Annotated in this window: 14 protein-coding genes; 7 read left to right on the forward strand and 7 right to left on the reverse strand. The window is 66.1% G+C overall.

Features of this window, described 5'->3' with window-relative positions; all coding sequences use genetic code 11:
* Positions 1-14: 14 nt before the first annotated feature.
* On the reverse strand, positions 15-338 hold the full coding sequence (gene fdxA / locus FR943_RS20710; protein WP_217160144.1) for a ferredoxin: 324 nt from the start codon (positions 336-338) through the stop codon (positions 15-17).
* Between the two features lie 276 nt (positions 339-614).
* On the opposite strand from fdxA (FR943_RS20710), the gene FR943_RS20715 reads away from it, so the two are divergent.
* The 4 genes from FR943_RS20715 to FR943_RS20730 all read left to right on the forward strand — a co-directional run bounded on the left by FR943_RS20715 (position 615) and on the right by FR943_RS20730 (position 6,522).
* Positions 615-2,630 carry an NADPH-dependent 2,4-dienoyl-CoA reductase gene (locus tag FR943_RS20715; protein WP_217160145.1) on the forward strand — a complete coding sequence of 672 codons (2,016 nt, stop codon included), beginning with the start codon at positions 615-617 and terminating at the stop codon, positions 2,628-2,630.
* Positions 2,631-2,765: 135 nt separating this feature from the next.
* A complete protein-coding gene (locus FR943_RS20720; protein WP_217160146.1) occupies positions 2,766-5,102 on the forward strand; it encodes a nitric-oxide reductase large subunit in 2,337 nt (778 codons plus the stop codon).
* On the forward strand, positions 5,099-5,722 hold the full coding sequence (locus tag FR943_RS20725; protein ID WP_217160147.1) for a hypothetical protein: 624 nt from the start codon (positions 5,099-5,101) through the stop codon (positions 5,720-5,722). Before FR943_RS20720 ends, FR943_RS20725 begins: the two co-directional genes overlap by 4 nt.
* Positions 5,719-6,522, forward strand: a complete 804-nt coding sequence (locus FR943_RS20730) for a slipin family protein (RefSeq protein ID WP_217160148.1) — start codon at positions 5,719-5,721, stop codon at positions 6,520-6,522. The genes FR943_RS20725 and FR943_RS20730 overlap by 4 nt, the downstream gene beginning before the upstream one ends.
* On the opposite strand, the gene FR943_RS20735 is transcribed toward FR943_RS20730, so the two are convergent.
* Together FR943_RS20735 and fdxA (FR943_RS20740) are read right to left on the reverse strand one after the other, a co-directional pair.
* A complete protein-coding gene (locus FR943_RS20735; RefSeq protein ID WP_217160149.1) occupies positions 6,519-7,181 on the reverse strand; it encodes a helix-turn-helix transcriptional regulator in 663 nt (220 codons plus the stop codon). The genes FR943_RS20730 and FR943_RS20735 overlap by 4 nt on opposite strands.
* Positions 7,178-7,522: a ferredoxin gene (gene fdxA, locus FR943_RS20740; protein ID WP_217160150.1), complete on the reverse strand. Its 345-nt coding sequence runs from the start codon at positions 7,520-7,522 to the stop codon at positions 7,178-7,180. Before fdxA (FR943_RS20740) ends, FR943_RS20735 begins: the two co-directional genes overlap by 4 nt.
* An 87-nt stretch (positions 7,523-7,609) precedes the next feature.
* On the opposite strand from fdxA (FR943_RS20740), the gene ctaD reads away from it, so the two are divergent.
* Positions 7,610-9,313 carry an aa3-type cytochrome oxidase subunit I gene (gene ctaD, locus FR943_RS20745; protein WP_217160151.1) on the forward strand — a complete coding sequence of 568 codons (1,704 nt, stop codon included), beginning with the start codon at positions 7,610-7,612 and terminating at the stop codon, positions 9,311-9,313.
* 122 nt (positions 9,314-9,435) lie between these two features.
* Here ctaD and FR943_RS20750 read toward each other — a convergent pair whose 3' ends face one another.
* Both FR943_RS20750 and FR943_RS20755 read right to left on the reverse strand, forming a co-directional pair.
* Positions 9,436-9,984 carry a YceI family protein gene (locus tag FR943_RS20750; RefSeq protein ID WP_217160152.1) on the reverse strand — a complete coding sequence of 183 codons (549 nt, stop codon included), beginning with the start codon at positions 9,982-9,984 and terminating at the stop codon, positions 9,436-9,438.
* A gap of 203 nt (positions 9,985-10,187) precedes the next feature.
* A complete protein-coding gene (locus tag FR943_RS20755; RefSeq protein ID WP_217160153.1) occupies positions 10,188-12,779 on the reverse strand; it encodes a bifunctional FO biosynthesis protein CofGH in 2,592 nt (863 codons plus the stop codon).
* A gap of 212 nt (positions 12,780-12,991) precedes the next feature.
* On the opposite strand from FR943_RS20755, the gene FR943_RS20760 reads away from it, so the two are divergent.
* Positions 12,992-14,461: a hypothetical protein gene (locus FR943_RS20760; RefSeq protein ID WP_217160154.1), complete on the forward strand. Its 1,470-nt coding sequence runs from the start codon at positions 12,992-12,994 to the stop codon at positions 14,459-14,461.
* Between the two features lies 1 nt (position 14,462).
* Here FR943_RS20760 and FR943_RS20765 read toward each other — a convergent pair whose 3' ends face one another.
* Both FR943_RS20765 and mshB read right to left on the reverse strand, forming a co-directional pair.
* Positions 14,463-14,897, reverse strand: coding sequence for a hypothetical protein (locus FR943_RS20765; protein WP_372448201.1), 435 nt, complete (start codon positions 14,895-14,897; stop codon positions 14,463-14,465).
* 112 nt (positions 14,898-15,009) lie between these two features.
* Positions 15,010-15,882: an N-acetyl-1-D-myo-inositol-2-amino-2-deoxy-alpha-D-glucopyranoside deacetylase gene (mshB, locus tag FR943_RS20770; protein WP_217160156.1), complete on the reverse strand. Its 873-nt coding sequence runs from the start codon at positions 15,880-15,882 to the stop codon at positions 15,010-15,012.
* Positions 15,883-16,489: 607 nt separating this feature from the next.
* Between mshB and FR943_RS20775 the strand changes: the two genes are divergently transcribed.
* Positions 16,490-17,875, forward strand: a complete 1,386-nt coding sequence (locus FR943_RS20775) for a hypothetical protein (protein WP_217160157.1) — start codon at positions 16,490-16,492, stop codon at positions 17,873-17,875.
* Positions 17,876-18,439 lie beyond the last annotated feature (564 nt).

Below are 18,439 nucleotides of genomic sequence, written 5' to 3' on the forward strand. Positions count from 1 at the left end.
GGTGTCGACCGTGGTCAGTCCTCGGCCTTGGCCGGCAGATCCTTGACCATCTGCGGGTCGTTGTCGGTCTGGCCGACCTTGGAGGCACCGCCCGGCGAGCCGAGCTCGGCGAAGAAATCGGCGTTGGCCTGCGCGTAGCCACTCCACTGATCGGGGACGTCGTCCTCGTAGTAGATGGCCTCGACAGGGCAGACCGGTTCACATGCGCCGCAGTCCACACACTCGTCGGGGTGGATGTACAACATGCGTCCGCCCTCGTAGATGCAATCGACGGGGCACTCCTCGATACATGCCTTGTCTTTGACGTCGACGCAGGGTTCGGCAATGACGTACGTCACTGATGTCTCTCCTGTCCAGTGGGCTGCTGGGCTCGGTGGGTCGGGACTCTGATGAGCTCGACGTCACAGTATGCGTTGCCCATACTTGGACGATCGTCTCAGTGTGTCCTAACTTCACGCGCCACCCATTCAAGGGTGCCGCGTAGTTACTGATACTAAACGTCGCAGATATACCTCGCCTAGTCGCCACGACCGAATCGTTCCCGGTTGCGCAGGCCGGTACACCGCTCCGACAACTAGTTGCCTAGGACCGCCGGTCCCACCTACTCTGCGGACATGGGGCCGACCTACCCGAACCTGCTCTCGCCGCTGGACCTCGGCTTCACCACCTTGGGCAACCGGGTGGTGATGGGATCCATGCACACAGGCTTGGAGGACCGGGCCTCCGACACCGGGAAGCTCGCCGAATACTTCGCCGAGCGCGCCCGCGGCGGCGTCGGCCTGATCATCACCGGCGGTTACGCACCGAACCGGACCGGCTGGCTGTTGCCGTTCGCCGCCCAGCTGGTGTCCTCGACCGAAGCCCGCCGGCACCGCCGGATCACCACCGCCGTGCACGACGCCGACGGCAAGATCCTGCTGCAGATCCTGCACGCCGGACGCTATGCCTACCACCCGTTTTCGGTGAGTGCCTCGTCGATCAAGGCCCCGATCAACCCCTTCCGGCCCCGCGCCCTGCGCGATGTGGAGGGCACCATCGACGACTTCGTCCGGTGCGCGCTGCTGGCCCGTGAGGCCGGCTACGACGGCGTCGAGATCATGGGCAGCGAAGGCTATCTGCTCAACCAGTTCCTGGCGCCGCGCACCAACAAGCGCACCGACGCCTGGGGCGGCACGCCGGAGAAACGGCGCCGCTTCCCCGTCGAGATCGTGCGCCGGGTCCGCGCAGCGGTAGGTAGCGACTTCATCATCTGCTACCGGATGTCGATGGCCGATTACGTCGAAGACGGCCAAAGTTGGGCGGAAATCGTCGCGCTGGCAACGGAAGTCGAGATTGCCGGAGCGACGATCATCAACTCGGGCTTCGGCTGGCACGAGGCGCGGGTGCCCACCATCGTCACCTCGGTGCCCAATGCCGCATTCGCCGATATCAGCAGCGCGCTGGCCGAGCACGTCGACATTCCGGTGGTGGCATCCAACCGGATCAACATGCCGCAGACCGCCGAACAGATCCTGGCCGAGACGCACGTGCAGCTGATCTCGATGGCCCGGCCGCTGCTGAGCGATCCGGACTGGGTGCGCAAGGCCGCCGAGCAACGCGCCGACGGGATCAACACCTGCATCGCCTGCAACCAGGCCTGTCTCGACCACGCCTTCGTCCACAAGAAGGTGTCGTGTCTGCTCAACCCGCGGGCCGGGCGGGAGACCACCCTGGTGCTCAGCCCCACCCGCCGGGCCCGGTCGGTGGCCGTGGTGGGGGCCGGGCCGGCCGGCTTGTCCGCTGCGGTCAGTGCCGCCCAGCGCGGCCACCGGGTGACTCTGTTCGAGGCCGCGGCGACGATCGGCGGTCAATTCGACCTGGCCAGAAGGATTCCCGGCAAGGAAGAGTTCGACCAGACCATCCGCTACTACACCACGATGCTGGACACCCTCGATGTCGACGTGCGGCTGGGCGTCCGGGCCGACGTGGCGGACCTCGCCGAATTCGACGACGTGGTACTGGCCAGCGGCGTCACCCCGCGACTGCCCGCCATCCCCGGGATCGACCATCCCAAGGTTCTCACCTACGCCCAGGCCCTCACCGGCGCGCCGATCGGGAAGACGGTGGCGGTGATCGGCGCCGGCGGAATCGGCTTCGATGTCAGCGAGTTTCTGACCACCACCAACTCACCGACGCTGAACCTCAAGGAATGGAAGGCCGAATGGGGGGCCGCCGACCCCCAGGAGGCGCGCGGAGCGCTCACCACTGCGCTGCCCGCCCCGGCCGCCCGTGAGGTGTACCTACTGCAGCGCACCAAGGGCCCGCAGGGCCGCACCCTCGGCAAGACCAGCGGCTGGGTGCACCGCGCGTCACTCAAAGCGAAAGGGGTGCATCAGCTTTCCGGCGTGAACTATGAGCTCATCGACGACGACGGCCTGCACATCAGTTTTGGATCCGACCGACGCGACCGGCGGGTGCTGCCGGTCGACAACGTGGTGATCTGTGCCGGTCAGGAATCGGTGCGCGAACTCGAAGTCGCGCTGAGACGCAACGGGATCGAGCCCCATGTGATCGGCGGGGCCGCGGTGGCCGCCGAGCTCGACGCCAAACGGGCCATCCGGGACGGCACGGAACTGGCCGCCAAGCTATAGCGGGACAGGCGGTTTCACGGCGTGTTTTCGTGAAATACCGAAACCTGACATCGGATATCTGTACTTTGACGGAGTCGGCTATTCCGCATGTGCGGGTCCAGCTCGCCCGCACACAGCTGTGGGGGGAGTCCACGCATGGCGATCGATCCGGGTCAGGTTGTTCCGTCGGCCCACCATCCCGACCAGGCTTCGTCCCAGCCGCTGATCGGACGCGGGTGGTTCCAGGGTGTCGCCCTGGTGATGATCTTCGGCTTCTTCGTGATGGGGCTCCTGGCTTATCGCACCTACACCGCGTCGATGCCGATGCCGCAGAGGGTCGTCACGCAAACCGGTGACGTGGTGTTCACCGGCGAGGACATCACCCGCGGGCAGGAGATCTTCCAGGCCCGCGGACTGCAGGAGTACGGCTCGATCGTCGGCCACGGCGCCTATCTCGGACCCGACTACACCGCCGACTATCTGCGCCGGGCCACCGATGATGTCGCCGCCCAGTTCCGGGCCGAGGGCATGGGTGACACCCACGACGCCGTGGTCGAGGAGTTCCGCACCAACCGCTATGACCCGGCCAACGGCACCCTGGTGTTCACCGACCGTCAGGCCAAGGCATTCGACCGGATCAACCAGCATTACGCCGAGTTCTTCGGCGAGGATTCCACGAAGAACGGCCTGCTGCCCAAGCTGATCACCGACCCGGCCGAGATCCACGACCTCACAGCGTTCTTCGCCTGGACGGCCTGGGCGTCGGCGGCCGAGCGGCCCGGCCACAACTACAGCTACACCAACAACTGGCCGGCCGAGCCGCGGGTCGACAACGGCCCCACCGCTCAGCTCATCGTGTGGTCGACGCTGTCGCTGATCATGTTGCTCGGCGGCACCGGCATCATGTTCGCGGTCTACGGCCGCTGGAGCCAGAAGATCGGATGGCACAGCGCCGAGGCGCCGGCACTGTCCTTCCGGCAGCCGGGTGAGGTGGCGCTGACCCCGGCCCAGCGTTCGGCGATCTGGTTCTTCGCCATCGTCTCGGTGCTGTTCCTGGCGCAGGCCACGTTGGGCGGCGCCGTCCAGCACTACCGGGCTGAACTGTCCGACTTCTTCGGCTTGGACCTGGCTGCCATCCTGCCCTACAACCTGGCCCGCACCTGGCATCTGCAGCTGGCGCTGCTGTGGCCGGCGGCGGCTTTCTTGGCCGGCGGAATCTTCCTGGCGCCCTTCATCTCCCGGCGCGAGCCGCGGCGCCAACACTGGCTCTCCTACGGTCTGCTCGGCGCGGTAGTCGTGGTGGTGGTGGGATCACTGATCTCCGAAGCACTGTCGATTTACGGGATCATGCCGTCGGGCTCGTGGTTCTCGCAGCAGTGGGAGTACCTGGACCTGCCCCGGCTGTGGCAGATCCTGCTCACCGTCGGCATGTTCCTGTGGATCATCATCATCTGGCGTGCCATGCGGGCCCGCCTCAAAGGCGAGTCGAAGATGAACATGCCGTGGGTGTTCTTCTTCTCCGGCCTGGCGATCCCGATGTTCTATGCCGTCGGCCTGCTCGCGGGCAGCGACACCCACCTGACGGTGGCGGACTTCTGGCGGTTCTGGGTGGTGCATCTGTGGGTCGAGGACTTCCTCGAGCTGTTCACCACGGTGATGGTGGCCTACATCTTCGTGATGCTGGGGGTGGTCAGCCAACGGATCGCACTCGGCGTCATCTTCCTCGACATCATCTTGTACTCGGCCGGCGGCGTCATCGGCACGATGCACCACCTGTACTTCTCCGGAACCCCGGTGGAACACATGGCCCTCGGCGCGTTCTTCTCGGCGGCCGAGGTGATCCCGTTGACATTCCTCACGGTGGAGGCGTGGGCGTTCCTGCAGTTGGGTTCACGACAATCGGCGGGGGATTCCAAACCCTTCCCGCATCGATGGGCGGTCATGTTCCTGGTGTCGGTGGGCTTCTGGAACTTCGTCGGCGCCGGCATCTTCGGCTTCCTGATCAACCTGCCGATCGTGTCGTACTACCAGATCGGGACCGCGCTGACCGCCAACCACGGGCACGCCGCGATGATGGGCGTCTACGGCATGCTGGCTGTCGGGTTGGCCATGTTCGCGTTCCGCTACGTGATACCGGCCGACAAGTGGCCCGAGAAGTGGGCGCGGGTGTCGTTCTGGTGCCTCAACATCGGTCTGGCCTGGATGGTGTTCGCCAGCTTGCTCCCGCTGGGCATCATGCAGCTCTACCACTCGGTCAACGACGGCTACTTCGAGGCGCGCTCGCTCGGCTACCTCACCCAGCCCGGCAACGCGGTGATGGAGTGGCTGCGCATGCCCGGTGACGTCATCTTCATCGTCGGCGGCATCCTGCCCTTCGTGTGGATCGCCTGGCAGGCGTTGCGGCACTTCCGCTCTGGCCCGACTGCGCTCGAACTGCCCGACCAGCCGCTCTACACCGAGCTGTCCCCCGAACCCGCCGCGGAAAAGCCATGACCCCACCCGCTACCTCGGCGTGGCTGATGGCCGGTTACGCGCTGGCCCTGGTCGCCGTGGCGTGGGGGTTCGATCTGATGGCGCGACGCACCTCGATGCGCGCCGCGCAGTGGCGCACCGGCAATTTCTCCTATCACGCCGACCACGACGCGTGGTTGTGCCCCGAAGACCACTGGCTGTGGCCGACGTCGTTCGACCCTGCCAACCGGGTCATGCGGTACCGGGCGAAACCCGCGGTCTGCAACGCCTGCCCGGTCAAGGCCACCTGCACCACCTCCGATCACGGCCGCGAGATCACCCGCGAGGTCGACCCGTGGCCGTATTCGGAGGCCGGCCAGTTCCATCGCGGAATCGCCTGCACAGTGGCCGGATTGGCGCTGGTGATGGTGCTGGCCATGATCATCGGCCAACATGGGACCGGTGATCTGGTGGTGCTGGGCGTGACCGCGCTGATCGTCATCGCCGCCGGGGTCCCGCTGGCCCGGCACCTGTGGGCCAACCCGGCCAACGCCCCTGACCATCTGCCCCACCGGTCCTCCGAACAGGAACTCACCGCGATGACCGTGGATCGTTTTGCCACCAAGTGGGGCGGCTTTACCGAACGCAAGGAGGACCGGTGACTGCCCTGTGGCTGTTTCTCGGCGCGGTGGGCGTGATCCTGCTGATCGCCCTTCTCGTCCTGTCATTGAAGGTTTTGCGCGAGTACGAGCGCGGGGTGGTGTTCCGGATGGGCCGGGCCCGCCCGCTGTACGGGCCGGGCCTGCTGTTCTTGATCCCGTTCGTCGACCGGATGGTGCGGATCGACGAACGCGTGGTGACGTTGACCATCCCCCCGCAGGAAGTGATCACCCGCGACAACGTGCCCGCCCGGGTCAACGCCGTGGTGATGTTCCAGGTCACCGACCCACTCAAAGCCGTTCTGGGCGTGGAGAACTACGCGGTGGCCACCTCGCAGATCGCCCAGACCACGCTGCGCTCCCTGCTCGGGCGGGCGGATCTGGACACCCTGCTGGCCCATCGCGAGGACCTCAACGTCGACCTGCGCGGAGTCATCGAAAAGCAAAGCGCGAACTGGGGTGTCGAGGTTCGCGTGGTTGAGATCAAAGACGTGGAGATCCCCGAGTCGATGCAGCGCGCGATGGCTCGCGAAGCAGAGGCCGAACGCGAACGCCGAGCCAAGGTGATCAACGCCCGCGGTGAACTGCAGGCCTCCGACGAGCTCCGGCAGGCCGCCGAAACCCTGTCGAAGAACCCGGCCTCACTTCAGCTGCGCTACCTGCAGACCCTGCTTGAGCTTGGCGCGGACCAGAACTCGACCGTGGTGTTCCCATTGCCGGTCGACATCATCACGCCGTTTTTGAAGAATCCCGCCGGCCTCGGTGATGCGTTGGCCAACGGGCTGGCCAGACACCGGGATTAGCGCGCGTCAGCCGACGCACCCGCACGCTCGCGCGGTGCCGGGCGCAGTTGCGCCACGCAGCGGTCCGGCTGCACGAATGGACGCAGCCCGTCGACGGACACCGCGCCGCCCCACACCTCCATGGCACCTTGCATGAGGCCCAGGTGTACCGGGCAGATCACCTCCGGGCGTGACTGCGCCAGTTCCAGAAACGGGCAGTGACGCAGGGCGATTTCGGTGCCTGCGGCATTGGACTCCGGGGCGAAGCCGAGCTCGTCGAGCAGGTCCACCAGCTTGCCCACCGGGCTGCGGTCGGGGTCGACGGGCCGGGCCGACGCCAGCCGCGCCCCCATGGCCCGGCCGGCCGCACTGGTCTGCGATCCGGGTGCCGATCCCGACGCCACCGATTCGGCCAGCGCCTCGGCCAGCAGCCGGTAGTCGCGTGGGCCGCCGGGATCCATGCCGGCCACCGCAGCGAAGAGTTGCGCCGGGCGCCCCGGCCGGGTCTGGGTTCCCGTCACCCGGCGCACCTGTTCGCTCTCCAACAGGGCGTCGAGGTGGAAACGCACCGTATTGGCGTGGACGTCGAGCTGTTCGGCGATGGCCGCGATGCTCATCGGCGCGTCGGCCTCGCGCAACACCGCCAGCACGTCACGGCGCCGCCCACCGACCGCGGTCATGTCTGTTGCGGCGGCAGGCCGGCGACCAGTGGCGCATCAGCAGCCACCGGCCCCAGCTTCGCCGCCCCGCCGGGCGATCCCAGCGGCTCGTCGCGGCCCGGCAACGTCTCGGCGAAGAACGCGGCGTTGTCGTCCTGGTAGGGGACGAACTCGTCGGGCAGATCGTCCTCGTAGTAGATGGCCTCAACGGGGCAGACCGGTTCGCAGGCCCCGCAGTCCACGCATTCGTCGGGGTGGATGTAGAGCGCGCGCGCACCCTCGTAGATGCAATCGACCGGACACTCCTCGACACAGGCGCGGTCCATCACGTCCACACATGGCTTGCCGATTACGTATGTCATGGCCCATAGTTTATACAAGAAAAGTTTGTAAAAACTGGTGGAGGCGATGATGACACGTCCCGAACCTTCCCGGCGGCGGTGAGCCCGATGACCAGAGCCGACGCTCGCCCGACGACCGCAGACGGCACCCTGGTCGCCACCCGGCCCTTTCCCGAACGGATGGGCCCGCCGGGCAAACTGGTCTACAAGCTGATCACCACCACCGATCACAAACAGATCGGCGTCATGTACATGGTCGCCTGCTACGTGTTCTTCTTCACCGGCGGGCTGATGGCGCTGTTCATGCGTTCCGAACTCGCCGAACCCGGGCTGCAGTTCCTGTCCAACGAGCAGTACAACCAGTTGTTCACCATGCACGGCACGGTGATGCTGCTGTTCTACGCCACCCCGATCGTGTTCGGGTTCGCCAACCTGGTGTTGCCACTGCAAATCGGCGCCCCCGACGTGGCGTTCCCACGGCTGAACGCGCTGTCGTTCTGGCTGTTCGTCTTCGGTGCACTCATCGCCCTCTCCGGCTTCATCACCCCCAGCGGCGCCGCCGATTTCGGCTGGACCGGCTACGCCCCGCTCAGCGAGGCCATCCACTCCCCCGGGGCCGGAGGCGATCTGTGGATCATGGGCCTGGCCGTCTCCGGCCTCGGCACCATCCTCGGGGCGGTCAACATGATCACCACCGTGGTGTGCATGCGCGCGCCCGGCATGGTGATGTTCCGGATGCCGATCTTCACCTGGAACATCCTGGTCACCAGCGTGCTGGTGTTGATGGTGTTCCCCTTGCTGACCGCCGCCTTGTTCGGCCTGGCCGCCGACCGGCACCTCGGCGCCCACATCTACGACCCCGCCAACGGCGGAGCCATCCTCTGGCAGCACCTGTTCTGGTTCTTCGGACACCCCGAGGTCTACGTCGTGGCACTACCGTTCTTCGGCATCGTCACCGAGATCATCCCGGTCTTCTCCCGCAAGCCGCTGTTCGGCTACACCACCTTGGTGTATGCGACCATCAGCATCGCCGCGTTGTCGATGGCGGTGTGGGCCCACCATATGTTCGCCACGGGAGCCGTTCTGCTGCCGTTCTTTTCGCTGATGTCCTACTTCATCGCGGTTCCGACCGGGATCAAGTTCTTCAACTGGATCGGCACCATGTGGAAAGGTCAGTTGACGTTCGAAACCCCGATGCTGTTCTCGGTAGGGTTCATGGTCACCTTCCTGCTCGGTGGGCTCTCGGGTGTCATGCTGGCCAGTCCGCCGATCGACTTCCACGTCACCGACACGTACTTCCTCATCGCCCACTTCCACTACGTGCTGTTCGGCACCATCGTGTTCGCGTCCTTCGGCGGGGTGTACTTCTGGTTCCCGAAGATCACCGGCCGGTTGCTCGACGAACGTCTGGGCAAGGTGCATTTCTGGTTGACGTTCATCGGGTTTCACACCACCTTCCTGGTACAGCACTGGCTGGGAAACGAAGGCATGCCCCGGCGTTATGCCGATTACCTGCCGTCGGACGGGTTCACCACGCTGAACGTGGTGTCCAGCATCGGGGCGTTCATCCTCGGCGTTTCGATGTTGCCGTTCGTGTGGAACGTGTTCAAGAGCTGGCGTTACGGCGAGCCGGTGACCGTCGATGACCCGTGGGGCTACGGCAACTCGCTGGAATGGGCCACCTCATGCCCGCCGCCGCGACACAACTTCACCGAGCTGCCCCGGATCCGCTCGGAGCGGCCGGCTTTCGAGCTGCACTACCCGCACATGGTCGAGCGGATGCGCGCCGAGTCACACGTCGGGCGCCACTGAGCGCGGTGCGGGCCCGAGGTGGGATGTCGGCTCCTGGCCGGCTATGGCGTATGGCTCCGCGATTGTCACGCTGGAGTGGCGCTGGAGGTCGAGCGCCACTCCAGCGTGACGAATTGGCGCGATCAGGCCTGCTTGAGCGCCTCGATCTCGAGAGTGATGGTCACCTTGTCGCCGACGACGGTGCCACCGGTCTCCAGCGGCATGTCGATGTCGATGCCGAAGTCCTTGCGGTTCAACACCACCGAGGCTTCGAAACCGGCAACCGGGCCCTGCCCCATGCCGGGGTTCACGCCGTTGTACTCGAGCTGGAGCGACACCGGCTTGGTGACGCCCTTGAGGGTGAAGTTTCCGTCGACGATGTAGTCGTCGCCGTTGGGGCGTACGCCGGTCGAGACGAAGGTGGCCGTCGGGTAGGTCTCGGCGTCGAAGTAGTCTGCGGAGCGCACGTGGGCGTCGCGCTGCTCGTTGCGGGTGTTGATCGAGCTGACGTCGATGGTGGCGCTGACCGACGGAGTGCCATCCTCGGCGACGGTGATCGCGCCGCTGAACGTCTCGAAGCTGCCGCGCACCTTGCTCACCATGAGATGGCGGACCGAAAAGTTGATCGAAGAGTGCACCGGGTCGATGGCCCAGGTGCCTGCGGTCAGGTCGGTGGCTACTGCTGCGGTCATGGTGTCTCCTTGGTCGGTGAGCCGGTGGGTCCGGCGCCTTCCCCGGAAACAACCGGACCGTGGTCCAGTTTCATTCCCGGTTTTCGGAATTTCATCGCGATCTTGAATGCGTGCGAGCGCACTCTCGTAGCGCCGCGAGGGTGCGCAAACTGTTGACGTTCAGCGGTGTGTCCACCGGCAGACCCGCACGCTCGCGGGGCAAGTTATGCGGCGAGCGGCGAGTAATCGGTGGTGCGTTGGCGGGCCGGGCGGCCGATACCCTCGGCGATCGCGACGAGTTCGGCCACCGTCTTGGCCGAACCGTTCTCCGAGCCGGCCATCCGGGAGATGGTCTCCTCCATCAGCGTGCCGCCCAGGTCATTGGCGCCGCCGCGGAGCATCACCTGAGTGCGCTCGACACCGAGCTTGACCCAGCTGGTCTGAATCGACGGGATCCTGCCGTGCAACATGATCCGGGCCAGCGCGTGCACGGCCCGGTTGTCCCGGTGGGTCGGACCCGGGCGCGCCCCGCCGGCCAGGTACAGCGGCGAGGACTGGTGCACGAACGGCAGCGGGACGAACTCGGTGAATCCCCCGGTCCGATCCTGGATCGAGCGCAGCACGTTGAGGTGCCCCACCCAGTGTTTCGGGGTATCCACGTGGCCGTACATCATCGTCGAGGACGAGCGCAGCCCGACCTCGTGGGCGGTGCTGACCACGTTGATCCACTCTGACGTCGGCAACTTGCCCTTGGTCAGCACCCAGCGCACTTCGTCGTCGAGAATCTCGGCGGCCGTGCCGGGGATGGTGTCCAAGCCCGCCTCGCGCAGCGAGGTCAGCCACTCCCGCACCGACAGCCCGCTGCGGGTGACGCCGTTGGCGATCTCCATCGGCGAGAACGCGTGCACGTGCATCGAGGGCACCCGCTTCTTGACCGCCCGCACCAGATCGGCATACCCGGTGACGGGAAGTTCGGGATCGATGCCACCCTGCATGCAGACCTCGGTGGCGCCGGCGACATGCGCCTCCCAGGCCCGGTCGGCGACCTCGTCGGTGGACAGTGAGTAGGCGTCGGCGTCGCCCTTGCGCTGCGCGAAGGCGCAGAACCGGCAGCCGGTGTAACAGATGTTGGTGAAGTTGATGTTGCGGTTGACGACGAATGTGACGTCATCGCCGACGACGTCACGTCGCAACGAATCCGCCAGTGCGGTGACGGCTTCCAAGGCCGGACCATCGGCGGTAGCCAGCGCGAGGTACTCGTCGTCGCTGCAGCCGCCGGGATCGCGTTCTGCGGAGCGCAGCGCGGCCAGCACATCGGTGTCGATGCGTTCGGGAGCGCGGGCGGCGAGCTCGTGCACCTTGGCGCGGATCGACTCCCAGTCGCCGAATGCGCTGTCGAGGTCACTGCGGGTCTCGGTGAGCCTGCCCTCGGAGTCGATCGCGGAGTGCAAATCGGTGCGGCCCAACGATTCCGACGCCTCGTCCGGCTCCTGCCACGGCCGCCCCACCGGGTTGACGTCGAGCGCGAAGCCGGTGTCGGGGTCGGCCAGTGCATCGACGTGCGCGCGCACCCGCGGGTCGATCCAGGCCGCACCCGCCTGTACGTACTGCGGCTGCACGGTCAGCCGCTGCACCAGGTCGTAGCCCGCCTCGGCCGTCACGTCGGCCAGATCGTCCAGCGCCGGCCACGGCCGTTCGGGGTTGACGTGGTCGGGGGTCAGCGGCGAGACACCGCCCCAGTCGTCGACACCGGCGCCGATCAGCGCCAGGCATTCGTCGCGCGACACCAGGTTCGGCGGCGCCTGGATCCGCATCTTGGGTCCGAGCACCAGGCGGGTCACCGCGATGGTCGCGATGAAGTCGTCGATGCCGGCATCGGGTGTGGACGCCATCGCGGTGTGGTCCTTGGCCCGGAAATTCTGCACGATCACTTCCTGAACGTGCCCGAACTCCTTGTGGGACTTGCGGATCGCGTGCATGGTCTCGGCCCGCTCGGTCAACGTCTCACCGATGCCGACCAGCAGACCGGTGGTGAACGGGATCGACAGCCGCCCGGCGTCATCCAGGGCACGCAACCGCACCGCCGGGTCCTTGTCGGGGCTGCCGTAGTGCGCTTCGCCCTTGACCTCGAACAACCGCCGCGACGTCGTCTCCAGCATCATCCCCATCGACGGTGCGACGGGCTTGAGCCGCGACAGCTCCGACCAGCTCATCACGCCGGGGTTCAGGTGCGGCAGCAGGCCGGTCTCCTCCAGCACCCGGATGGCCATGGCCCGCACGTAGTCCAGCGTGGAGTCGTAGCCGCGCTCGTCGAGCCACTGCCGCGCCTCGTCCCAGCGGGCTTCGGGCCGGTCACCGAGGGTGAAAAGCGCTTCCTTGCAGCCGACCTCGGCGCCGCGGCGGGCCACCTCGAGGATCTCGTCGGGCTCCATGAACATGCCGGCGCCCTGGGCCCGCAGCTTGCCGGGCACGGTGACGAAGGTGCAGTAGTGGCAGGTGTCGCGGCACAGGTGCGTCACCGGGATGAACACCTTGCGCGAGTAACTGACCGGCAGACGACCGTTCGCCCCGTGCCGGCCCGCCGACTCCAGCCCGGCGTCGCGGACCCGGGCGGCGCTGACACACAGATCGGCAAGATCGTCGCCGCGGGCGGTCATCGCGATCGCGGCCTCGTCAACGTTGAGGGCGACACCGTCGCGAGCCCGGCGCAGCACTCGACGCAGGGCCGCCGAAGTGGTCGGAGCGCTGGGCACCGTGGACTTCGGTGGTACGGCCGGAGTGGGCAGATCGGCGCCGCGCTGGGGGTTCAGAGCCACTCCCCTGTAACCCCGTCGTTGTGCACAATCATCCACGCGTCTCACATTCTGAAACCCCGCGCGCCCGCCTTGGCCTCGACATACCGGTCACGATAGACCCAGCATGTCGACGGGGTGCGGGGCCCTGCGGCGGACACGACGCGAAAGTCGCGACGAACTGGCTGTCGACCGCGTAAGTTCAGTGGGTCGGGAAGGGGAGACCGGGAGTCATGATGTCGGCGTCAGTTCGTTCGTATCTGGTTGCCGGGGCCGCTGCGGCCACCGCCACTGCGATCGTCCTCACCCCCGTACAGGCGACACCGGCCGATGTGGCCGTACCCGCGCACCCGACGAGCAGCCAGCCGCAGCTGACACAAGCCATGATCGACCTGTTGGCCGCGGCCAGCCGGATGACCGCCGCGGTCAACCCCAAGCAACCCGGCGAGACCGGCGCCGCATTCGGCGTGGCGCCCGCGGCAGCCGTCACCGGCGAGGTCGGGGTGCAGAACGCGGCAAGCGACTGGCTGACGTCGGCGTACCAGTTCATCCAGTACTGGGTGGATTACGGGGTCGAGCTCGCACAGTGGGTGGCTTGGGATCTGCTCTGGTTCGTGCCGTTCTCCGGGCTTGTCGGCGATCAGATCGGCCTCTTCTACTACGACCTGATCGAACCGATCGCAAACAGCATCTTCTACGACTTGATCGTGCCCGTGGTGGACGCCCCGCTGAACCTCGGGGTATGGGTCAACGGTATCGGCGACGCGATCGGCTCATCGATCGGCACCGCGATCGACTTCGGTGTCGCCGAGCTGAATTACTTCTTCGGCTGGCTCATTCCCCCGCTCCCGCCGCTGCCTGGCCTCGCGACGACGCAGACACTCGCCGCTTCCCTGGCCGCGCCCACGTTGCGTGACGTCATCGGCGATGTCGTACTGCCGCCGTCGGACTTCTTGACCGACCTCGCTGTCAACACCGTCGACGGCGCGTACGGCGTGGTTCAGAACGCGACCGGCTTTGTGGTGAACGGCGCCGACGATGTGCTCGACGCGCTGCATCTGCACTTCCTCAGCCGACAGCTCGACATCAACTACACATTGCTCAGCGCGCTCACCGAACAGGGCGTCGGCCTGACCACCGATCTGCTCAGGGTTCCGGACAACTATCTCAACGATGTGCTGAGGGACGGCCAAGGGCTTTTCCAGGCCGCCGGTACCGAGGCCCGATACATCGCCGACAGCGTCACCGACCGCGGCACCCACGCGCTCAACGCAGTCGGCAACTACATCGACGATCAGGTCGACTACTTCACCCCCGGGCTCACCACGACAACCGAGAAGACCCAAGAGGTGGCCGACGTCCCGGCGTCGGTGCGGGCATCGCTCCAGGCACCGGCGCAAAAGCCGAAGGACACGCTGCAGGACGAGCGGGCCGCCGTCACCGCGACGGACGCGCAGACCTCGAGCGGCCTCGCCAAGTCCGATTCGTCGGCGGACGACCCTGCGACGAATGGCCGGTCGCGGCAGCAGTCCCGGTTCAAGGACGCGATCGGCAACGCGAAGGACGACGACTCGCCCAACGCGACCCGGACAGGCGTCAGATCCGGAACGCCGAAGGCCGCCAAGCAGAAGTCGACGTCGTCGAAGCACGCCACGGACAACCGGAAGTCCGGCCACAAGCGGCAGCAGAAGAACGACAAGAAGTGAGTCAGCGGCGCTGCTGCAACCGCAGCAGCGCCACCGGCGGTAATGCACCGACGGCGATGAAGATCAGCGACCCGTAGGCCAGCAGTCCACGCCCGGCGAAGATGATGTCCGAGCCCGGTCCGCCGAACGTCATCAACACCACGGTGGCCAGCCAGGTCCACAGCGGCAGCGCCGCCCACCGGATGGAATCCGTCCAGAACATGGCCGCCCAGACGAGGGCGGTGTTGACGGCACCGGCGGCCAGCGCGCTGACCGGGAACGGGATCGAGCCGACATAGGACGGCAGCAGTAACGCGCCGACGACAGCTGAAATGACGCCGTCAACCGCAAGCAGTGCCAGGACGATTCGCCCCAGCACGGGTTCGGGCGGCGTCGTGGTGTCGGGGCTCAGGTGGGAATGCTGTCGAGCAACCCCACCAGCGAGCCCACCACCCACTGGTAGTTGTCTCCACGGTCCTGCCAGTGCTGCAGGTTCGGATCCAGATCGGGGTCCATGAATGTCCCTTCGACGACTCTGTTGCGGAGCTTACCGCGTCCGGTTCTGTTGATTACAGGTCGAGCCCGGCCAGCAGGTCGGTTTCCCAGCCACGCTCGTCGCGTTCCCCGGCATTACCTGCCGCGAGTACGTAGTGCTCCTCACCGACCACCGGCAGGGCGAGGTTGTTCGACAGCGCGAACGCGCTTCCGTTGGCCGCAACGCTGACCTGAGTGGCATGTGCGCGCATGGCGGCGACCTTGGCCGGCAGCTGCGCCGTGGCGTCCACGACGGCGTCGATCCGGTCGTCGGGGTAGCCGAATTCACCGTCCCCGACGTCGATGCGGATCCACTCCTCGGGCAGATCGATCAGGGTCTGCAGGCTGCTGAGCCCGGCCCGCATCGCGGTGCTGCCCATTACGGTCCAATAGAACTTCGGAACGGCCCAGCCGTCGGTGGCGGCGGCGCTGACGGCGGCGGTGGTCACCGTGTGGGCCTGTTTGTGGTCGGGGTGGCCGTAGCCACCGTCGGGGTCATAGGTGACGACGACGTGTGGTCGCAGCTCGTTGATGATCGCCACCAGTTCTCCGACTGCTTCGGCCATGTCGGCATCGACGAAACGGCGGTGCCCGCGACCCGGCGTGCCCTCCATGCCCGAGTCACGCCAGTGCCCGGGCCCGCCGAGGAACCGTGGCGCACCGATACCCAAGGCGCTCAGAGCTTTGGTCAGCTCACTGATCCGGTATCCGCCGAGCTGGTCGGCCTGGTCGGCGACCAGTTGGGCGTACCGGTCACCGATCACCTCACCCTCTTCCCCGAGGGTGCACGTCACCACGTGCACGTCGGCGCCGCGCGCGGCGTAATGCGCGATAGTGCCGCCGGTGGTGAGGGTTTCGTCGTCTGGGTGGGCGTGGACGAAGAGGAGGCGAGGGGCTTCGTTGGGCATCGTCAGTGACGATAGCTCTGCGCCGGTGGCCGCGCAGACAGACACGCATGCCGGCCGGCCGCAGCGAAACCCGACGACGATCGGGGCTCAAGTCGACGAGCAAACACGCAACGAAATCCGTAGTTTTTGGAAGTGACCGAACCTGCCAGTTGGTTGCTAACGCAACGACACCGGCGAATACCGGGACCAGTGGTACCCCAAAGTGGCATACGCCCTAATTCTGTGAACTAGTTATACACATCACACCAGTTTGTAAATGTGGCGTGCGCTAACTCGCAGAGCGCCCTCGACACCGCATTACCGCTGGGTAACCTAACTCTGGTTATGCTCGGCGCTTTCGCCAGCAACCATCTGACGGTTCCTGCCAAATATTTGCTGCCTGCCACTTCGATGACCCCATCATATCGCTACTTGCAGTTTCGCAATCATGTGATATGGGCGCCATAAAACCGCTCTACCAGCAATATTGAGACGTGACCAGAGGCCTTTGCGGACCAGTACGACCGTCCCGGTAGGTCGGAAGAAAGTTCCAAAAATTTGCAGACAACCGAACTTACTTTCGGGTAACTTCTGCGCCGCCCTAGTTACGCTCCCGTAAGGAGATCCAATGCAAGTCGCTGCTCGGCCGTTCTTGGCCGCAGGGGTGGCACTCGTCGGTGCCAGCGCCATCGCAGTCAGCCCCATGGCGCCGTCCATGCCCCAGGTACACATGCCTGTTGCCCTGACCGCCGCGATCGACAACCCACTGGTCGTGTTCGAGCCGGTGGCCACCGCGACCCAGACGTTGATCAGCAACATCATCGAGCGGCAGACCACCAATCCTGCCCCGATCCTGCGGCAACTGATCGCCAACGCCGTCGCCGGCGGCCAGGTCTTCGCTGCCGATCCGATCAACGTCAGCCTGCAGGCCATCGCCGATGCGCAGGCCGCGATCGACCGGATCGGGCCCAACCTCACCGCGCTCGGGGAGACCACGACGGCCACCGGAACCGCATTCAACGACGCATTCAACGCCCTCGGTCAGGCACTGCCGATCGCGCTCGAGGCCGCCCAGGCACAGATCGACGCCGGAGACATCAACGGCGGCATCGACACCGTCATGCAGTCGACGCTGCAGCCCCTGATCAACATCCTGTTGGCGACGACATCCGAGATCAACGCGGTCGGCGCAGTGCTCAACATCCCGCAGCCACTGCTCGATGCGACGGGTAACGCCCTCATCGGCGTTGGCGTGGCCATCGCCACCTCGACGCTCGGGATCGGCGTTCATCTCCCCGATCCGCAGCCGCTGGTTCAGCAGTTCATCACCGGCGTTCAGCAGGTGTCGGCCGCGGCGGCGTCGGGTGATCCGATCAATGTGCTGAACGCGATGCAACACAGCACCGCCGACTTCGTCGCCACCACCATCGCCCAGGTGGATCAGACGATCGGCATGGCCAACAGCCTCGCCGACGTGTATGTCTCAGCACTCAAGGAGCTGACGCCCAAGCCCGTCACGCCCACCCCGTCGTTGAGCGCTGCGGCCCCGGCGGCCATCACGGCGACCGCTGCCGCTGCACCGGCGATCGACTCGATGGTCAAGCCGGCCGCGAAGACCATCTCGGTACCAGTCAGCAACGCCGACAACGGTTCTGACACTGAGGCGGACGGCACGGAAGCCGGCACGGCAGCTGGTGACACCGGCACCGAGGCAACCGACACGCTCAAGTCGGAGGCGCCGGAATCGACCACCACCGATGCCGCTGCCAACGCTGCAACGGATTCGGAGACCGCCGCAGGCCCGGTGACCGGGACGTCGGCCACGGAGTCGTCCAGCGCCCCCGCCAAGGCCTCCCCCAAAGTGCACGTCAAGCGCACCAACCCGTTGAAGGCCGCCGGCGAGCACGTGAAGTCTGCGGTCAAGAAGGCGACCAGCGGTCCGAAGAAGGCCGCCGGCGCCGGAAAGAAGACACGCTCGTCGAAGCATTCCGGCAAGGGCTCCCACAGCAAGTAGCCCGCTGCGCCGTTCCCGACCGGCCCCCTCCGCACGCGTCCTCCCCCCAGCGCGCGGAGGGGGCTCTTCGGCCGTTCTCAGCCTGTGTTCAGGCATGGCGGCCACGGCGCCGCCGGACGCCTCCGGCCGCCAAAGTGGCGGTGCCCGACATCTGATTGCCTTGGCAAACAACGAGCAAACACCAGAACCGATGGCCCGGCGCGCTGTCGTGGACACGTTCGGCACGTCGCGGCGAGTTCATCGAGGAGGCGTCGACGGGGCCGTCCCGGGTGTTCGGGCGCAAATCCATCAGGGAGGTCGGACATCGATGTTGCGACTCGACTTCTGCGGCGACGCCGTGGAAATGGCTAACATCTTGCATTGAAGTGCAGTGACATACCTGCCCAGCGGCGACCCCAGCGGAAAAGGACCCCGTCCGGCTGTTGATAACACTGCTGCCAGCTAGTTCACCTTGCTCATGGCCTCGTTAGCCGCGAATTCGGGCTCACAAACAGCTTTTCAAAAACGTCAATTTGTAAAGTTACTCTCAGGTAGCTTCAGCCTCGTCGGGGAATCGGATTCATC

It is taken from the genome of [Mycobacterium] fortunisiensis (genome assembly GCF_019050325.1).
Classification (GTDB): Bacteria; Actinomycetota; Actinomycetes; order Mycobacteriales; family Mycobacteriaceae; genus Mycobacterium; species Mycobacterium fortunisiensis.